18 protein-coding genes are annotated in these 19,789 nt (G+C 38.3%); 14 read left to right on the forward strand and 4 right to left on the reverse strand.

Features of this window, described 5'->3' with window-relative positions; all coding sequences use genetic code 11:
- Positions 1-21: 21 nt before the first annotated feature.
- Positions 22-849 carry an AraC family transcriptional regulator gene (locus BMY66_RS11410; RefSeq protein WP_177175660.1) on the reverse strand — a complete coding sequence of 276 codons (828 nt, stop codon included), beginning with the start codon at positions 847-849 and terminating at the stop codon, positions 22-24.
- A gap of 113 nt (positions 850-962) precedes the next feature.
- Here BMY66_RS11410 and BMY66_RS11415 point away from each other — a divergent pair, with 113 nt between their 5' ends.
- The 13 genes from BMY66_RS11415 to BMY66_RS11470 all read left to right on the forward strand — a co-directional run bounded on the left by BMY66_RS11415 (position 963) and on the right by BMY66_RS11470 (position 15,661).
- The gene (locus tag BMY66_RS11415; protein WP_090395254.1) at positions 963-3,176 is read left to right on the forward strand and encodes an alpha-galactosidase; all 2,214 of its coding nucleotides are present in this window, start codon (positions 963-965) and stop codon (positions 3,174-3,176) included.
- A 94-nt stretch (positions 3,177-3,270) separates the two neighbouring features.
- Positions 3,271-4,587: an ABC transporter substrate-binding protein gene (locus tag BMY66_RS11420; protein ID WP_090395255.1), complete on the forward strand. Its 1,317-nt coding sequence runs from the start codon at positions 3,271-3,273 to the stop codon at positions 4,585-4,587.
- Positions 4,588-4,674: 87 nt separating this feature from the next.
- Positions 4,675-5,565 (forward strand): carbohydrate ABC transporter permease, encoded by an 891-nt coding sequence (locus BMY66_RS11425; RefSeq protein ID WP_090395256.1) that lies wholly within the window; start codon positions 4,675-4,677, stop codon positions 5,563-5,565.
- 15 nt (positions 5,566-5,580) lie between these two features.
- Positions 5,581-6,402, forward strand: coding sequence for a carbohydrate ABC transporter permease (locus tag BMY66_RS11430; protein WP_044939063.1), 822 nt, complete (start codon positions 5,581-5,583; stop codon positions 6,400-6,402).
- Positions 6,403-6,618: 216 nt separating this feature from the next.
- A complete protein-coding gene (locus BMY66_RS11435) occupies positions 6,619-8,094 on the forward strand; it encodes a PTS transporter subunit EIIC (RefSeq protein WP_090395257.1) in 1,476 nt (491 codons plus the stop codon).
- A gap of 156 nt (positions 8,095-8,250) precedes the next feature.
- Positions 8,251-8,709, forward strand: coding sequence for a GNAT family N-acetyltransferase (locus BMY66_RS11440; RefSeq protein ID WP_090395258.1), 459 nt, complete (start codon positions 8,251-8,253; stop codon positions 8,707-8,709).
- Positions 8,710-10,335, forward strand: a complete 1,626-nt coding sequence (locus BMY66_RS11445; protein ID WP_090395259.1) for an ABC transporter ATP-binding protein — start codon at positions 8,710-8,712, stop codon at positions 10,333-10,335. It abuts the gene before it with no gap.
- Positions 10,336-10,496: 161 nt separating this feature from the next.
- Positions 10,497-11,822, forward strand: a complete 1,326-nt coding sequence (locus BMY66_RS11450) for a radical SAM/SPASM domain-containing protein (protein WP_090395260.1) — start codon at positions 10,497-10,499, stop codon at positions 11,820-11,822.
- Positions 11,823-11,836: 14 nt separating this feature from the next.
- Positions 11,837-12,337, forward strand: a complete 501-nt coding sequence (locus BMY66_RS11455; protein ID WP_143064534.1) for a hypothetical protein — start codon at positions 11,837-11,839, stop codon at positions 12,335-12,337.
- Between the two features lie 288 nt (positions 12,338-12,625).
- Positions 12,626-12,742 carry a Clo7bot family Cys-rich peptide gene (locus BMY66_RS13640; RefSeq protein ID WP_177175661.1) on the forward strand — a complete coding sequence of 39 codons (117 nt, stop codon included), beginning with the start codon at positions 12,626-12,628 and terminating at the stop codon, positions 12,740-12,742.
- A 315-nt stretch (positions 12,743-13,057) separates the two neighbouring features.
- A complete protein-coding gene (locus BMY66_RS11460) occupies positions 13,058-13,543 on the forward strand; it encodes a hypothetical protein (protein WP_143064536.1) in 486 nt (161 codons plus the stop codon).
- A gap of 145 nt (positions 13,544-13,688) precedes the next feature.
- Positions 13,689-14,426 (forward strand): LytR/AlgR family response regulator transcription factor, encoded by a 738-nt coding sequence (locus tag BMY66_RS11465; RefSeq protein WP_090395263.1) that lies wholly within the window; start codon positions 13,689-13,691, stop codon positions 14,424-14,426.
- 170 nt (positions 14,427-14,596) lie between these two features.
- Positions 14,597-15,661 (forward strand): sensor histidine kinase, encoded by a 1,065-nt coding sequence (locus BMY66_RS11470; RefSeq protein ID WP_177175662.1) that lies wholly within the window; start codon positions 14,597-14,599, stop codon positions 15,659-15,661.
- Here BMY66_RS11470 and BMY66_RS11475 read toward each other — a convergent pair.
- Genes BMY66_RS11475 through BMY66_RS11485 form a run of 3 tightly spaced genes read right to left on the reverse strand, consistent with a single transcriptional unit; the run spans position 15,656 to position 18,339 of the window.
- Positions 15,656-16,501, reverse strand: a complete 846-nt coding sequence (locus BMY66_RS11475; protein ID WP_044939039.1) for a MurR/RpiR family transcriptional regulator — start codon at positions 16,499-16,501, stop codon at positions 15,656-15,658. The genes BMY66_RS11470 and BMY66_RS11475 overlap by 6 nt on opposite strands.
- Positions 16,488-17,642, reverse strand: a complete 1,155-nt coding sequence (nagA, locus tag BMY66_RS11480; protein ID WP_090395265.1) for an N-acetylglucosamine-6-phosphate deacetylase — start codon at positions 17,640-17,642, stop codon at positions 16,488-16,490. The genes BMY66_RS11475 and nagA overlap by 14 nt, the downstream gene beginning before the upstream one ends.
- Positions 17,629-18,339 (reverse strand): N-acetylmannosamine-6-phosphate 2-epimerase, encoded by a 711-nt coding sequence (locus BMY66_RS11485; RefSeq protein ID WP_090395266.1) that lies wholly within the window; start codon positions 18,337-18,339, stop codon positions 17,629-17,631. The genes nagA and BMY66_RS11485 overlap by 14 nt, the downstream gene beginning before the upstream one ends.
- Before the next feature lie 249 nt (positions 18,340-18,588).
- Between BMY66_RS11485 and nagB the strand changes: the two genes are divergently transcribed.
- A complete protein-coding gene (gene nagB / locus BMY66_RS11490) occupies positions 18,589-19,314 on the forward strand; it encodes a glucosamine-6-phosphate deaminase (RefSeq protein ID WP_090395267.1) in 726 nt (241 codons plus the stop codon).
- Positions 19,315-19,789 lie beyond the last annotated feature (475 nt).

Below are 19,789 nucleotides of genomic sequence, written 5' to 3' on the forward strand. Positions count from 1 at the left end.
TAAGCTTTGCGACCTTTGTTTTTATGTGTGATTGCTGCGATATTCGCTAGGCGATAGATTGCTGTATCTTTTGAATGCCTTTGAAAAAGTGAAGGAGTCAGAATACCCTACATTAAAGGCAATGGTATTGACACTTTCATTTGATTTTAAAAGCATTTCGGAAGCCTTTTTCATGCGGTAGGTGGCCAGGTAGGATTGAGGTGTGTAGCCGGTGGCATGTTTGAACACACGGGTCAAATAACTCCTGTTTAATCCACAGGCATTGGCGATGTCTTCCACATTGATTGGCTCGGAATATTTCAGCCTGATATATCTGATGGCGTTCTTTACATAGGCAAGGCGAGGGTCCACCTCAGTTGACTCAGTCTTGGTGCTGGACTTTGCCACGATGCAGCCAAACAGTTGATAAACCATGGCATAGCAATAGCACTCGTTATCATAATTATCGTATATACGATTTATACAATCTATGATTTCACTGGCATCCCCATTTGGAGTAAAGATTGGCTGCTCCAGAGAAATTCCTGCTGAATTAAAAAGCTCTGTAACACGTGGTCCATCTACATGTATCCAGGTGTACTCCCAAGGGTCATTGGAATCCGCTTCATAATAGGCTTTCACCTTGGCAGGAATCAGGAAGCCTTGGCCGGCATGAATCTCATATTTCTTATCATTCATATACAGATATCCCACACCGGAAATAACATAGTGAAAGATAGTTCTAGTGCGGATGATAGGGCCATAATTATAATGTGGCTCACATTTATATCGTCCCACCTCAAACAGATAAAAATCATTTGAGGTAGTGATGTCTACAAATCGACATTTATCAACGCCTCTAATTTCCATATGATTCTCCCAAATGTCACATAGTGACATGAACATGAATAATTGGAACATCTTAATTGTTCTACGTAATCAATATAATGATTATAGCAAAAAAGAAGGGCAAAGGAGAAAATATGGGAATAATTTTTAATGATCAGGAAAAGCAATTTCATATATTTAATAAATCGCTAAGCTATGTAATCGGTATTTGTCAGGATGGAGATATAGGCCAGCTTTATTTTGGAAAGCCTATACATACAGACCAGAAACTCACAGATTACCAATCATATGGCATCAGACCGCTGTGCTGTAATGAAAAGGATGATGAGAAATACACCAAGGAACTGGCCCTTTTGGAGTACCCAGCCTTTGGCGATGGAGATTTCGGCTCAAGTGCATATGAAGTGCTTCAGGAGAATGGTTCTAGAGTCACAAAGTTTACCTACCAGTTTCATAGAATCTATAAGGGCAAGGCACCTATTCCAGGCCTTCCAGCCACATACACAAATGAGGATGATGAGGCAGAGTCATTAGAGATTGTTTGCAGGGATTTGATATCTGGCCTTGAAGTGACTTTGTGCTACACAGTTTGGGAGAATTATTCTGCCATCTGCCGTCATACGAAGCTAAAGAATACTGGAGACAAGAAGCTAAAGCTTGAGCAGGCACTTAGCTGCAATGTTGATTTTCCAGACACCAGCTTCACATGGCTTCAGTTTGAAGGTGCATGGGGCAGAGAGCGCAGCCCAAAGGAAAGAGATATTTCATCAGGCATTACTGCCATCGAGAGCCTTCGTGGCCATTCCAGCGCAAACTACAATCCATTCGTAATTATAAAAAGAAAGAATGCAGATGATTTCCAGGGAGAGGCCTTTGGCTTCAATCTGGTATACAGCGGAAACTACATAGCAAAGGCACAGGCTGACACCTTTGGAAAGCTTAGATTCAATATGGGAATCAATCCAAAATGGTTTCAGTGGCCACTTGAGCCAGGAGAAGAGTTTAATACTCCAGAGGTTATCATCACCTACACTTCAAATGGTCTTAACGATTTGAGTCAAAACATCCACAGGCTCATGAACAACAACCTGGTGAGAAGCGCCTATAAAAACAAGCCACGTCCAATTCTTCTCAACAACTGGGAAGCTACAGAGATGGATTTTGATGAGGAAAAAATCCTTAAGATTGCCAGAAAAGGAAAAGAAGCAGGTGTGGAGCTTTTCGTCCTTGATGATGGCTGGTTTGGAAAGAGAAATGACGATTTCGCTGGCCTTGGAGACTGGTACGTAAATGCCGACAAGCTTCCAGATGGCATCAGCGGATTATCAAAAAAGATAAATGATCTTGGATTAAAATTCGGACTTTGGATTGAGCCGGAGATGGTAAACGAGGATTCTGATATGTACCGCCAGCATCCTGATTGGGTGCTTGCAGCACCATACCGACCACGCACATTAGGCCGCCATCAGATGGTTCTGGATTACTCAAAGCCAGAGGTTGTAGACAATATCTTTAATCAACTATACGATGTGATTACAAATGCCAGCATCGATTACATCAAGTGGGATATGAACCGTTCAATCACCGAGTGCTACAGCCAGGATGTGGCAAGAGATAAGCAGGGCATGGTTTATCACAAATACATCATGGGCGTGTACAGCTTGTATGAAAGATTGAGAAAGGCATTCCCACATATCCTGTTTGAATCATGCGCTAGCGGTGGTGCCAGATTCGATGCAGGTATGCTTTACTATGCGCCACAGGCTTGGTGTTCTGATGACACAGACGGCCATGAGAGAGTGAAAATCCAGTACGGCACCAGCTACGGCTATCCAGTGTCTATGGTGGGCTCACATGTATCGGCATCACCAAATTTGCAGACACATCGCGCTATGACAATAGATGATAGGGCGAATGTGGCTTACTATGGCACATTTGGTTATGAGCTTGATTTGAATGAAATATCTGAAGAGGATTTCGAAAGTGTAAAAGAGCAGATCAAGTTTATGAAGGAGTACCGTGAGCTGTTCCAGTACGGCAATTATTACCGTCTACAGTCTCCATTCGAAAACAACATCTCGGCATGGATGGTTGTTTCCGATGACAAGCAGACAGCAATCGTTACAACTCACAAAACAGAAAATATTCCAAACTGGGGAATAGAGAGAATAAAGCTTCAGGGGTTAAATCCTGATATCGTATATACGATAAATGATAAGGATGATATTTATGGCGACTACCTGATGAACGCAGGAATTTCTCTTATGAAAAAGGAGAGAAACTGGTATGAGAGTGATGGAGACTACACAACTCACATGTATATCCTAAAAGGGAAAGTCACAAAATGACATCTTTTGGAATAATTAATCCATATAAAGATATGCTAAAGAAAGCTAATATGAATTTAGAATAAAAATCGGCAAAACCGAAAGGGAGGTTATTATGAAGGTAAAGAAAGTAACTAGTTTATTGCTTGCTTCATTAATGGCAATGTCAATGATGGCATGTGGTGGCTCTGGGGATAGCTCATCAGATGCAGCAGCAGACAGTGGCGATGCTACAGCAACAGAGATGAAGGGAAGCGTAGAAGGCGAACTTACAGTATCTATTTGGGATGAAAACCAAAGAGCTGGTTTGCAGGAAATCATTGATGAGTGGTCAGAGCAGTCTGGCGTAAAGGCTACAATCCAGGTAGTTGGCTGGGATGATTATTGGACACTCCTTGAGGCTGGCGCTTCAGGTGGCGAGCTTCCAGATGTATTCTGGATGCATTCAAACCAGGCACAGAAATACATGGAAAATGACATGCTCATGGATTTGACAGATAAGATTGAAGCTAGCGACAAGATTGACATGGCAAATTACTACGAAGGTATCGTTGATTTGTATCAGTCAGGTGGCAAGCAGTACGCAGTTCCAAAGGATATCGATACAATCGCCCTTTGGTACAACAAAACAATCTTTGACGAGATGGGCGTTGACTATCCAGATGACACTTGGACATGGGATACATTCGTAGATGCAGCAGCAAAGCTTACAAACGATGAGCACTGGGGATATGCAATTGCACCTTCAAACAACCAGGACTCATTCTACAATGCAGTATATTCAATGGGTGGAGAAATCATCAGCGACGACAAGAAGTCTTCAGGCTATGACAACCCTAACACAATCAAGGCAATTCAGATGTTTGTAGATATGGTTCAGGACGGCTCTTGCCCAGACCTTAACACAATCTCTGAATCAGGCGCAGATGTACTTTTCGAGTCAGGAAAGGTTGCAATGGTAACACAGGGTTCTTGGATGGTATCAGCTTTCAAGGACAACGAATACACAGCAGCAAACTGTGATGTAGCAGTTCTTCCAAAGGATGCTACAACAGGTAAGAGAGTTTCAATCTATAACGGACTTGGCTGGGCAGCATCAGCAAACACAAAGAATCCAGATGCAGCATGGTCACTTATCGAATGGCTCGGCTCTAAGGAAATGCAGGAGAAGCAGGCAGAGCTTGGTGTAACAATGTCAGCATACGAAGGATGCTCAGACCTTTGGGTTAACTGCACAGATGTATTCGACTTAAGCGGACATATGGATATGCTTGATGCAGACTTAGTATTCCGTCCATATTCAAAGTACACAACAGTTTGGGAAGATATGCAGACAGAAAAGCTTAAAGAAGCTTGGACAGGCGAAAAGGACGTAGAAACAGTTTGTCAGGAAATTTGTGACAGCATGAATCAGACCCTCAGTGAGGAATAACTTCTTCTTTATTATTGTTTAAATTGCAGATAAAGGTGCAGTAGTCCATACTGCACCTTGTCTGTCTTAAAGCAGGAGACTAATGTTATGAATAAAAAAAGAGTTACAAAGCGCGAAAGAAGCGAATTTATTTGGGGATGGCTTTTCATTGCTCCAACAATGATAGGGCTAATCGTTCTAAACATCATTCCAATTTTTCAAACTATATATCAGAGCTTTTTCAAAACAGGTGATTTCGGCAAGGGAAATATTTTTGTAGGGCTCGGTAATTATCAAAGGGTTTTCTCAGATACTGAAGTATGGCAGGCACTGTGGAACACAATTAAATATGCAGTAGTTGAGGTACCAATCTCTATCATTATTTCGTTAGTATTAGCTGTATTTTTGAATGGGAAAATAAAAGGTAGAAGTGTCTTTAGAACCATCTTTTTCCTGCCAATGGTTGCAGCTCCAGCAGCAATCGCTATGGTTTGGAGATGGTTATATAATTCTGAATTTGGACTATTGAATCATATCTTGCCAGGAAAGACCAACTGGATTTCAAATCCAGACATTGCAATCTATTCAATTGCTATCATCGGTATCTGGTCAATCATCGGCTACAATATGGTTTTGTTTTTGGCAGGCTTGCAGGAAGTCCCAAGAGACTACTATGAGGCTGCATCTATAGATGGAGCAAATGGAGTACAGCAGTTTTTCAGCCTTACAGTTCCACTTATTTCTCCAACAATCTTCTTCGTATTGGTTACAAGAGTTATTGCAGCTATGCAGGTATTCGATGTTATCTACATGGTAATTGACAATAACAATCCAGCGCTCTTTAAAACACAGTCACTTGTTAGCTTGTTCTACAAATACTCATTTACACAGGGCAACAAGGGCTACGGAGCAACAGTTGTGGTAGTGCTTCTTGTAGTAATTATGCTTTTGACTGTATTGCAGATGGTTGGTCAAAAGAAATGGGTTCACTACAACTAATGTGAGGTGAGAAAAATGGGACGTAAAAATAAAATAATTATTTATATAATTCTAATAATCATGTCATTTATAATGCTGGTGCCATTTGCATGGATGGTGCTCACAGCATTCAAGACAGTTGGCGAATCTACTCAGATGGATCCTTTCGTAATCTTTCCATCAAAGCTTAGGGTAGAAAACTTTGTAAAAGTTCTTCATAACGTAAACTTTGGAAGACTGTATTTCAACACAATAATGATGATTGCCCTTAGAGTTTTGTGTGCCGTATTAACAGCTACGCTTGCAGGATATGCATTTGCAAGACTTCAGTTTAAGGGCAGAGATTTCATGTTTGGTTTAGTTCTTTTCCAGATGATGATTCCATCACAGATTTTCATCATTCCACAGTACGTAATGGTAAGTAAGCTTGGCTGGACCAACTCCTTACTTGGACTTTTATTCCCTGGTCTGGTATCAGCCTTTGGAACCTTCCTTCTTCGCCAGGCCTACATGGGCTTGCCAAAGGAACTGGAAGAAGCAGCCCGACTGGATGGCTGCAACATTGGACAAACCTTTCTCTTTATCATGGCTCCCCTTACAAAATCAGCCATGGTAGCCCTTGGAATCTTTACAGCAGTATTTGCTTACAAGGATTTGATGTGGCCAATGATTGTTTGCCCAGATACAAACAAAACAACCCTTGCAAGTGCACTTTCAAAGATGCAGGGACAGTTTTCTTCAAACTACCCAGAACTTATGGCAGCAGCATTAATCGCATGTCTCCCAATGATTGTTCTTTATGTCATTTTCCAAAAGCAGTTCATCGAAGGTATTGCTACATCAGGTGGAAAGCTTTAATAAAAACTCAATACATGAAAGGAAGCCCAAGCGTATGCTTGGGCTTCTTTTGTGTGAAAGTACTGTCAGGGAAACTGAAAGCGTGTCTATAAACATGAAAGAGGTTTCAGAGTAGGGCGATTTCATTGACACAGATTTTATTCAATGACTATAATCAAGTTAGTACTTAATAAGGAATCTTATTAGGGAGTTAGGGGATAAAAAGGAGGATAATGTATGAAGTTTTTACAAAAACTTGGAAAAGCCCTTATGTTGCCCGTAGCGGTATTACCTCTATGTGCTCTTTTGATGGGTATCGGATACGCTTTATGCCCAGCAACAATGCAAGGAGGAGATATCACCGGTGCAAAGATGCTTATCGGATTGTTCCTGGTAAAAGCTGGCGCAGCGTTAATTGACCACATAGCGATTCTTTTTGTTATCGGTGTAGGTGTTGGTATGTCAGATGACCATGACGGTACAGGCGGATTAGCAGCTCTCGTTTCATGGTTAATTATGACAACACTTCTTGCTACAGGATTTGTTACAACAATCATGCCTTCAATCGCAGAAAGTGCTACACGTTCAATGGCGTTTGATAAGATTGAAAATCCATTTATTGGTATTTTAGCTGGTGTAATCGGATCAATGTGCTACAACAAATTCAAGGGCACAAAGCTTCCAGATTGGTTAGCATTCTTTAGTGGGAAGAGAAGCGTAGCAATCATATCAGGTTTGGTTTCTATCTGTGTTTCTGCTGTATTGCTTTTTGTATGGCCATTACTTTTCACAGGCCTTGTAGCAATCGGTACTGGAGTTTCAAAGATGGGAATCGTTGGAGCTGGTATCTACGCATTCCTTAATAGACTTCTTATTCCAACAGGTCTTCACCATGCACTTAACAACGTATTCTGGTTCGATACAATCGGACTTGGTGATTTAACAAACTTCTGGGCAGGCAAGACATCTGCAGATGTTTCATGGGATTTAGGACTTTACATGTCAGGCTTCTTCCCATGTATGATGTTTGGTATTCCTGGTGCTGCAATCGCAATGATTAGACGCGCAAAGACAAATCAGAAAAAGGTTGCAATTGGTCTTCTTTCATCTGCAGCAATTTGCGCATTCGTTTGCGGTGTTACAGAGCCATTCGAGTTTGCATTCATGTTCCTTGCTCCAGGTCTTTACGTAGTATACGCACTCCTCTATGGTGTATTTACAATTATCACAGGCTTGGTAGGATTCAGAGCAGGCTTCTCATTCTCAGCTGGCGCGACAGACTTAATCTTCTCTGCATCACTTCCAGCTGCTAAGAACACATGGATGATTATTCCACTTGGCATCGCAGCATTTGTAGTATTCTACCTTGTATTCTATTACATGATTGGAGCATTCAACCTCCAAACAATTGGACGCGAGGATGACGAAGAACTCTTCGGTGAAATTGATAAAGATGCAAAGCTTTCAGATAACAACTACGCTGCAGTAGCTACAAAGGTTTTAGCTGCTCTCGGCGGAAAAGAAAACATCACATCAGCTGACTACTGTGCTACAAGACTTCGTCTTGAAGTAAAGGATCAGTCAGTGATTGATGAAAAAGCTGTAAAAGCTGCTGGTGCTGCCGGCATGATTCGCCCAGGCAAAACCTCAGTACAGGTAGTCATCGGAACTCAGGTACAGTTCGTATATGACGAATTCAAAAAATTACTATAATTCACATTCCCATAACTCCATTCTAGAATGTAAAAAGGCCACAGCGAAAGCTGTGGTCTTTTTCTGTGCTGTTCATCAAAAAAAGAACGTAGTTTGTCAAAGCAGTATTGAGAATAAATATCGATTAAGTAACATATTTAATATAAGGAGGCAGAAATGAATTACGTAATAAGGGAAGCTTGTATTGAGGATACAGATGAGATTTTTCGATTATGGAAATGTTTGGCAGAGGATCATACATTCAAATTAACTGGGGAAAAGGTGAACTTTGATGATGTTGAAAATAATTATGCCAACTTGATAAATGATAAAGACACAATCATATATGTTGCAGAAAGTGAAAACAAAATAGTTGGATTTATTGAAGCATATAGAAAAGAAAGACTGCACGATTTTGATGAACCAAGTATATATGTTTTGCATTGTTATATAGAACCATCATTTAGAAATTCAAGAATGGTGCATAGATTTTTGGCAACGGTGATGCAAGTAGGAAAAAAAGAAGGAATCCAGCATATATCAGCGCATGTTTTTGCAAGTAATGAGAAGTTTTATAAAAACATAAAGGTTTTAGGCTTTAACGAATATAAAACATTATTTTTAAGGGAAATATAGATGAAACAAAATAGGTACATAGCTTTTATTGCTGGGTTACTGAATAGGTATAAAAGAAAAGAATGCTTGGGGCTATTAGTTACTTTTTTATATTCAGGTATGGTTTACATAGGTCCTGTGTTATCCCAATACATAATAGATGATGTTTTATTTACCAAGGAGTACATAAGACTTACAAAGTGTTTTGGCTTATTTTTTATTGTTCTAATATTACAGCCTATATTGTCATATATACAAAGTAGAATATTCATCAATATATCAGAACGAATTACAAAGGATTTACGAAATGAAATGTATTCGGGAATTATCAGTAAGAGAATTACTTTTTTTTATGACAATAACGATGGTGAAATATTGTCTAGGATAATAAATGATTCTAGAATGCTAAGCGATTTTGTATCAGATGTGTTTGTTGTATTACTGAAAAACAGCTTACTGATTTTATGTGTGCTTGTTGGAATGATGGTGATATCTGTTCCAATCACATTATGCATTGGGGCTATCTTAATAGTAGGAATTGTAATTATTGATAAATTAAGCAAAGAAAATATAAGGCTTTCATTAGAACGTCAGGAATCATTGGATGATGTGACAGCTTTAATAAGTGATAGTGCAACAAACATATTATCCATTAAAATATACGAACTTCAAAAAATAGCTAGAAAGCTATTTGATGAAAAGATAGAGCTCAATAAGCGTAAAAACATAAGAATAAGAAATGCCAATACATTGTTTGCATCTCTACTGGAAGCAATGACGGTTATATGCATTATGCTAATTTATGCAATCGGAATAGGCTATTATGCAAAAGGAACATTGACCATAGGAAATATTGTTGGATTGATACTTTACTTTCAACTTATAGTAGGACCAATTATTAGTTTGCTAAATTGTAATCTTGATTTTAAAGCAATCCAACCAATCATTGATAGAATAGATGAATTTGTGCAGGAAGAAAGTGAAGAAGAGAGGAATAACACATCCTCTGATGAAAAAAAAGAAGAAAAAAATGTCATTGCTATAAGAAATTTAAAATTCAGATATGACCAATCTGAAGAGATATTCAATGGCTTAAATGTAGATATTGGTTTAAACAAAATATCATGTGTAGTAGGAAATTCAGGTTGTGGAAAGACTACATTGAGCTACCTGATTATGGGAATGCTTAATCCAGATACAGGCCAAATATTAATTGATGGTAAAGATAGGGCCAACTCAAATAAAAAGATATCTTATGTGCCACAGAACAATCAATTATTTAATGTATCTATAAAAGAGAATATCCGATTATTTGATCCATCTATTTCAGATGAGCAGATATATGAGATATGTAAAAAGCTAAATATATATGACGATATATGCCGATTGAAAAATGGATTTGAAACAATTATCACAGACAAAATTAATATATCCGGAGGTCAAGCTCAACGAATATTAATAGCGCGAGCATTAATTAAAGAGGCAGACATAATCATAATGGATGAACCAACATCAGCGTTAGACGTAGGAAACCGGGAATTGATAGGTAACGCATTAAAGGAATTAGTACCGGAATACACATTTGTGATTATTACTCATGATGAGCAACTAATGGAGAATGCTGACGAGGTAATAAGAATTGGATGAAAGGAGACAGTATGAAATACATAGTAAAAGCAAAGAGAAGTAGAAACTTAATATCTACAGATGCATATTGTTATAAATGCGTACAGTGCGATTATCAGTGCGACCCTCATTATGTAAAGTACTAGAAAGAATAACTAAAAAGGAGAATAGGGAAATATATTATGAAAAAATCTAAGTATAACATTATTAATGAATTGGAAAATGGAGTTAAACTGGCATTTAATTCCTCAAGCTGTGCATTGGCAGAGGTGGAAGATGATTTCATTAACATATTAGATGAAATCGAAACAATAGATGTTAATACGCTATCGCCAGAAAGAAAAGAACTAGTTGAAGATATGAAAAAGGGTAATTTCATAATTGAAGATTGCGTAGATGAAATTGAACAACTTAAGTTTATAAATAAAAGAGGAAAATATTCAAATAACTCATTTGGACTAACAATCGCACCTACATTATTTTGTAATTTCAAATGCCCTTATTGTTACGAGACGCCACAGAATGAGCAAATGTCTGAGGAAGTACAGAATGGAATAATTGAATTAGTAAAAGAGAATGCAAAATATCTTGGAGATTTAAGTGTTACATGGTATGGCGGAGAACCATTAATAGGAAAAGATGTGGTATTTGCTTTGTCAGCAAAGCTTATTGATTTATGTAAGGAGAATGGAATTGAATACTCCGCATTCATGGTTACAAATGGATATTTGGTTACCGAACAGGTAGTGGAAAAAATGAAAGAAGCTCAAATAATGAGCTGCCAAATTACAGTTGATGGTCCAGAGAGAATTCATAACACAAGACGTATTTTGAAAGATGGAACAGGAAGTTTTAATCAAATCATTAAGAATATAAAGCTGCTTAAAAAGAATGATATTAATGTAAATATCAGAGTGAACATAGATAAAACAAACTTGGAATATGTGGAGGAGCTGCTTACATTTTTGGAAGAAAATGGTTTACAGGATTTACATATCAATTTTGGACAAGTAACAGCATATACTGAGGCTTGTAGTTCTATTGCTGGAAATTGCTTATCCACAAAGGAATATTCCTCTGCAAATATCAATTTACAAAAATTATTACATAAGCATGGATTCAATGCAGATGATTATCCATATTATCCAGGAATAAAGAGTAATTATTGTTGTGCGGATCAGATAAATTCATTTGTTGTTGACCCTAAGGGATTTATTTACAAGTGTTGGAACAATATCGGTTCAGAAGAAGACGCTGTAGGAAATGTACTACGTCTTAAGGATCCTAAAGTGGAGGAGACGATGAGAAGTATAAAATGGGTTGAGGTTAATCCATTCGAAGGGGAGTGCTTATCATGTAATCTGTTACCTATATGTATGGGTGGTTGTCCTTATATGAAATTAAAGGATGGAAAAAGCGCTAATTGTGAAAAGTGGAAATATCATTTTAATGAAATGATTAAGTATACATATGAATATAAGTCATTAAAGGAAAAAGAATGTGTATAGAGAAAGGAGTTAAAATGAAGAGTTTAGTAGCAATGCTAGTGGGTCTGAATATACTTCTGTTTGCAGGAGTAGGTTCATGGTTTGGATCATGGTTTGGTGGAAATAACGACAACTATGACAATGAAAAAATATTAATAAGAGACGGTAGTAGCTATTCATACTGGGAAAAGGATGGTGTCGCAGATTCAGAAACTGCCAGCATTAAGTTTTCATTTACTGGAAACGACGTAATCTGGAAAATGGATGCATCCAAAGCAGCAAACGTAGAATGTGCGTACAACGTAAATATTTCATCTGGAAAATTCAAAATAATAGAAATAACAACTGATAAAAAAATAAAAACTTTATGGGAAAACACAGATGGAAATAAGGCTAATGGTTCATTTACGATTTCGCTTAATAAGGGAACCAGTAGAATCAAAATTGTAGGTAAGAAAGCTAAAGGCTCACTTACAATGACATTAACACCAAATGAAAATGTTAATGTTGAAGCGATTTCTTATTCGCAGGAATAATAATGTGTAGCTACATTTATTATAAAAAATGAAAGGAGAGACTAGGATATGAAATATATTGTATTGAATGAAACAATTAAAGAGGCATTTTGCTATGCTTGCACAAAGCAAAGGCATAATGATTGCCGTAAACAGTGTTTTGATAAGGGGTAAATATGCGTTACATAATATTATCAACAAATAATGTTCAAGGATACTGCTACACATGTACAAAATGCGATGTACAATGCAAAGGGCTTTTTGAATGTGTAGAATGTCCGAATGTGGCTTATGCTTAAGGAGGTAAAAATGAGATTTATTGTTTTAAACGAGAAATTCACAGTTGCTGGATACTGCTATGGCTGCGGTGGACAGTGTGTAAACGTTTGTGGTACTCAGTGTGTAAAAGATAGGACCAAAAATTAATAGAATGAGGGTAAGCAGATGAAGTATATAGTATCAACAGATAAGTCATACAAAGAGGCATACTGCTTCGCATGTGTTTCTCAGAATGTTAATAAATGTGATAAACAGTGCTTGGATAAGGGCTAGTTAGTATAAAAGTGAATAGAAAATGGAGATGGGGCATGAAATATATAGTGTTAAAAGCTAATAAAAATGTAGATTCATATTGTTATTCTTGTAGTAAGAAATGTCATGTGCAGTGCCTCGAACGTTAATATGATAATAACGAATAAAGAGCTGCGAATATACTATTCACCAGAGTTTTGTCTATATTTGATGAAAGGGATTGGAGATAAGATTAAGCATATCAGAGATATGTTTGATTATAGGGATAGTATAAACATTACCGTGACATCTCAAAACGAAATTAAAAACCCTTTACCAGATTGGGTAGTTGCCTTTGCATATGATAATACGATTTATATATTAGACAAACTACTAGATGCTCCAGTGCATTATCAGCAAGAAATTATTATTCACGAGTTTGTGCATTTAGCAACGGAGAGATATAAAAAAAACATGCCACTCTGCTTGTATGAGGGAGTGGCAATGTATCTAGCAGATCAAAAGGAAAAGCTAGTAGACATTATAGAAGTGAGTGAACAAATTGATTTAAATAATGTTGATTATAGCAATCCATTATTATATGTTTATTCATTTAATATTACTTATATGCTTGTGCAAAAATACTCATTATCAATATTGGTAGAGCTAATAAAGAATGGTTGTATTAAAAAAATATACAATTATATATCAAAGTAAAAGGAGGATAAGAAAATGTGGCCTGATATCGGAATTTTTCCACCAAGACATTAAAATGGTTAACGTAAAAAGTCTGGCAAATGCTGGACTTTTTATTTATCTTGAGGCATATTTATAGTAATATTCTAATAGAGGAATAATGTGAATGAATAATAAATTTACAGTTGTAGTCTGTGATGACAACAAAGAAAACAGAGATGAGATAAAAAAATATGTCTCAAATTTCTTTTCGTCAAAAAAAGCAGAATATGAAATAAAGGAATATACATCGGGTGACGAGCTGATTGGTTCTTTAAAAGAAGAAAAGAATCAAATAAATCTGGTGTTTTTAGATATAGAAATGCCTGGAATCAATGGGCTTGAGGTGAAAAATATTCTTTGTGATGATGAGAAGGTAGAAAGAATTGTTTTTGTCTCAAACCATATAAATGTGATGCAGGATGCTTTCGGCATGAAGGTCATGGGATTTGTCGTAAAACCGATAACAGTAGATAGCATTAATAAATGGCTCACTCATGTATATAACGTCTATTCCCAAGCAGTGAGAGTGGATTTTGGAAACAATAGAGTAAGAGCGACAGAAATATCATATATTCAGGCAGATGGCAATTATACAAAAATAGCGTTAAACGACGGAACTGTAAGCGATTTAATGCATGTTTCAATTATAAATTGGATAGACGAATTAGGAGATTCATTTGTCAGATGTCATAAGTCATTTCTAGTAAACATGGATTACATTCTAAAAATCAAATATAAAGAATTGGTTTTGACGAATGGAGTAGTACTGCCTGTTGGGAGAAAGTATTATAACGAGTTGAAAGATGATTATAGCAAATATTTGGTAAATAATATTAAAGGGAGATTAGGTTGGGGCGAATAATTTACGCGGTATTATTAGAAGGCCAATTCTTATTCTTTTATACCATTATTTTGAATATAAAATTCATAATGCCTAAATGGAAAAAGCTTATAGTGGGACTGCTTATTGTCCTTTGCGCTGTATGGCTGTACAAGACTGGAATCGTTACATTAGATTTGTTTTGTTTCATAATGGGATTATCGTTTCCGATGATATACGATATTGATTCAAAACAGGCATATGGAATGTATTTCCCTATAGTAGGAATCTGCGCCTCATGTAACACTATATGGGATTACTTTTTGTATGATAAAAATATAGTGAATGGATTTGGAATTAGAAAGATTCTATGCCTAGGAATAACTTACGTTATTTTACTAATATTATACGGACTAAAAAGGTATTATAAATATCGTGTTGAAATGAACTTCACAAGAAGCGAGATGATACTTTTTAACGTATATACGATATTTATAGGTATATCTATGGGAGGCCTTGGAATACTCCAAAGGGGGCAATATAATCACAGCACTTTGCAGATATATATAGTTGCAACAACTATAATTTGCGTTTTGATATATTACCTCAGCATAAAATCTATACTTTTGAATCGAAGGATTCTTGAAGAGCAAAATAAACTAATACATCAGCAGGTTTCTATACAATCACAGAAGGAACAGGTAGAGGCAATCATTGAAAATGAGCAAAGACTTCATGCCTATCGACATGATTTAAATGCTCATCTAAATGCTTTATATTCCTTGTCTCAGAAAAAAGATATAGAGGGAATTAAAGAATACTGTGAAAAATTGCTGGAGCATTCTAAGACATTAAACAATGTCATTATTTCAGGAAATACTGTAGTAGATGGTATTTTAGGACGCAAATTAGAAAAGTGTGATGAACTTGGAATAAAATTGAATTTGCAAGTGTCATTACTTCAAAAAAATAAAATCGCAGATTATGAGCTTTGTATTATCTTTTCAAATATATTGAACAATGCAATTGAAGCTTGTGAAAAAGGGGATACAATTGATTTAGTAAGCTATCCATACAATGAATACTTATGCATAATAGAAAAAAATCCAACACATAGAACACTTAGTATTCAGGATGGAACAATTCAAACAACAAAGAGTGATAAGATATCACATGGACACGGCTTGTCAAACGTAAAAACCGTCGTAAATAAATACGACGGTAAAATGAATATAAAAGATGATAACGGTGTATTTAGTATTGAAATACTCTTATAACAACGAGTTTTTCTCAATCTCCAATGCTGATAAAGTACGCTTGTATTTCTCAGCCTTAAAGAAAGAGTCATTTGCAAAATAGTAAGAGTATAGAACGTCTATTAATATCAGCAGAGATATTTGTGGGGAAATCTTAGTGCCTTTTTCAAGCTCCTTGAGGTAGGCAACTTCAACGATTTCATCGCAAAGCTCTGCTAATTTTTTGTCTTTTGAAGCGGTAAAGAGAACCACTCTGGCACCGTTTTGTTTAGCTTTTTTGATGCCGTCGATAACTACCTTTGTAGTTCCGCTGATAGAAAAAGCCAAAACTAAAGAACCTCTTTTTACTAAAGAGGCATTCATAGCAATCATCTGGGAATCCGTAATTGCGATAACATCTAGACCAAGTCGCATGAAGCGAAGCTGGAATTCGCGGGCTACATATCCGCTAGAACCCATGCCGTACACAGGAACAGTGTATTCGGTGTTGCTGAGCTTGGTGGCGATGCGTCGCATCTGATCTTCATCAATCAAATCGAAGGCTTTCACCATAATGTCTTTATAGTTTTTGCGAACAGAGCGAGTGATATCAGAGATTTCTTTTTCTTCCTTTTCGGTGAAGTAATCCTTGAAATCCAGCTCGTACATGTAAACAAATTCTCGGTAGCCCTTGAACCCGCATTTCTTGGCAAAACGTGAAAGTGTAGCCTCAGAAACGTATAGCAGCAAGGAGATATGCTTTGATGAAAAATCGCTGATTTCAGTGTTCTCCAAAAAGTAATCTGCAACCTGCTGCTCTGATTTAGTCAAGTTATCGTAAGCTTCTCGAATTTTATCTTTAGTTGTATCAACTGTTGACATATTTACCTCTTACTATGACTTTTTTAATACTTAGATCGGATTTATTAATTATAACAAAATCCGCCTGTTTGCCAATAGTGATGGAACCGACGGTGTCGTACATACCAATAGCTTTTGCTGGATTTCTAGAGGCACACAAGATAGCATCTGCAAGAGGAATGTTCATTTCCTTTACAGCTGTCATCATACAGTCGAAGAGGTTAGTGGCAGAGCCGGCGATAGTGCCATCGTGAAGTGTAGCTCTGCGGCCCTTTACAATTACAGGCTGGCCGCCCAGTTCGTATTCTCCATCAGGAAGTCCTGTGGCACGCATAGAATCACTGATCATAATAAGTCTGTCAGCACCGAACACCTTGTACATCATATTTACTGCAGCAGGATACACATGGACACCGTCGCAGATAAGCTCTGGAGTAACATCTTCGTTTTCTGCAGCAGCACCTATTGGACCAGGTGCACGGTGTGTAAATGCTGGCATTGCATTGAACAGGTGAGTAATATGTTTTGCACCGCGCATAAAAGCTTCCTTGCATGTGTCATAGTCTGCTGTGGTGTGGGCCAAGGATATTCTTGTTTCGTCCTTTGCCTTATCGATGAACTCCATTGCGCCATCAGTTTCAGGGGCAATATCGCATAAACGAACTGAATTACCGCTGGCTACGTTTATACGGTGAAACATATCGTAATCTGGGTTTTGTATATACTTAGGATTCTGAGCGCCCTTCTTTTCAGGTGAAATGAAAGGGCCTTCCATATTTATGCCGTGAATAGTAGCAAATTCTTCCGTGTCATTATCGTATTTACGATAGTCTGCAACAGCCCTAGCAATAGTAGTAAGAGTCTCTTCCGGATATGTCATGGTTGTTGGCAGGATAGAAGTGACGCCTACGCTTGCCTCGTATTTTGCCATGGCAGCAAGAGCTTCCTTTGTACCATCACAAGCATCAAAACTCATGCATCCATGGAGATGTATATCACACAAACCAGGGATAACATAGCAATCGCTGGCATCAAATATTTCTGTATCGCTAGATGAAGCAACATCCTGGCCGATATCTGAAATCAACCCATCCTTACAAACAACATCAACTTCATCAAATTTTCCGTCTTCCAAAAACACGCTACCGTTAATTATTTTCATTTTTAATCTCCTTGATTGAATCGGTAAATCGTTTTGTAATCAGCTGTGGCCTGGTGATTGCGCTGCCAATAACAGCGCAGTGACATCCAAGCTCAAAGGCCTTTTGAAGCTGAGCTACCTCCCAAATGCCGCCTTCGCAAATTACAGGAATACTGAGTGTGGCGACAAGCCTTTCAAGCATGTCAAAATCCGGTAATTGTTTGCCGGCAGTTTCTTTGGTGTAACCAGCAAGAGTAGTGCTGACAATATCGAACCCAAGCTTCTGGGCTTTAACACCTTCTTCAAAAGTAGAGCAATCTGCCATAAAAAGCATATCCGGATACTTTGCGCGAACTTCCTTGAAGAAGCTGTCTAGTGTAATGCCACCTGGCCTGATTCTATCTGTGGCATCAGTAGCAATGATATCCACCCCAGCCTCAGCGAGAGCATCGATTTCTGTCATGGTAGGAGTGATGTAGATTTCTGAATCATCGTATTCTCGCTTCCACAATCCAATAATAGGAACATCAGTAGTCTTTTTTATCTCAGCAGTGTCATCAGGCCCGTTTACTCTGATTCCAACTGCGCCGCCTTCCACAGCCGCCTTCGCCATCCTTCCCATAATGAAGCTACTATGGAGAGGCTCGCTTTCAAGGGCTTGGCAGGAAACCACTAATCCACCTTTTATTTGATTTAAAATTTGAGAATTATGATTCATAGGTAACTCCTTATGTCTCTATTGTAAGAAACATATTTCTATTCCTCAATGATTTAGCATGTTTATGAAAGTACTAACATCAAATTTATATCATCGGATTATTTATATGAAAGCCGTTTCAGAAGTGCTCCGTTTAATTGACGCTAAACTCTGGCGGTCCATATAATGAGTTTACAAAAGAGATAGCGCAAACTCTAAACACATATTGTTAGTACAATAATAACATAATAAAACTGAGGTATTTAAGAAATGAAGATTTATAAAGAATTGGATTACGATGCTGTAAGCAAGAGAGCAGCGGCCCTTGTAGCAGCTCAAATAAAAGAAAAAAATGACAGTATCCTTGGCCTTGCCACTGGCTCATCACCAGTAGGCATGTACAAGGAACTAGTAGAAATGTACAACGCCGGCGAATTATCATTCAAAAACGTTCGCACCGTAAACCTGGACGAATACGCAGGCCTTGCAGACGATGATGTAAACAGCTACCACTACTTCATGAATCAGCACCTATTCTCAAAGGTAGACATCGACCCTGCAAACACCCACTTACCAAACGGAATTGCAGCAGACCCTAATGCAGAATGTGCATCATACGAAGCAATGGTACAGTCCCTTGGTGGAGCAGACCTTCAGGTCTTGGGCCTTGGCGAAAACGGACACATTGGCTTCAACGAACCAGGCACACCCTTCACCGAAGTCACTCACCTAGTAGACCTAACCGAAAGCACCATCCGTGCCAACTCCCGCCTCTTCGAAAAAATCGAAGACGTCCCAAGACAGGCCTACTCCATGGGCATCAAAACCATCATGAGTGCCAAGCGCATCCTACTCATCGTAACCGGCACCGCCAAAGCAGAGGCCCTGGCCAAAGTCCTAAATGGCCCCGTCACCGAAAACGTGCCAGGCTCAGTCCTCCAAACCCATCCGGACGTAACCGTAATCTGCGACGAAGCCGCCGCATCCCAACTCTAAACCGCACCCTACGGCCCCAGGTACCACACCCGGGGCTCTTTTTATGCCCGCACCCGCCTCGCCTGCTGTGTGTAATGTGGCTGGGCTACATCTGCACTTTATGTTGTGTATCCGCCCCGTCTAGGGGACAGGTTTGGTATCTTATTTACGCCGACAGCGCAAGGATTATAGTTTTTCTTAGCATCACAAGGGAGCATTAAGTGCGTGTCCTTTAATTGGTTTTGCACTTCGAAGCCACTGTGGGTAGAGGGCAGACACTTGAAGTCTACGTATTAGTCTCCACACAAGGCTTAGGATAATTGCGCTCATACTCCGTTTGCCAAGAAAAATTTAGAAAGGGGATTTTGGATGCTTAGGCGCCGCCCTTTAACTCAGTCCGTTTCGTTGTCGGGCACTCGGCGCCGTCCATGGCGCCTCACGCCTATTCATCGCAAAATACCCCTTTCAAATTTTCTAGGCTCACTACAAATGTCGC

This window comes from Pseudobutyrivibrio sp. C4, from assembly GCF_900111635.1.
GTDB classification, from domain to species: Bacteria; Bacillota; Clostridia; order Lachnospirales; family Lachnospiraceae; genus Pseudobutyrivibrio; species Pseudobutyrivibrio ruminis.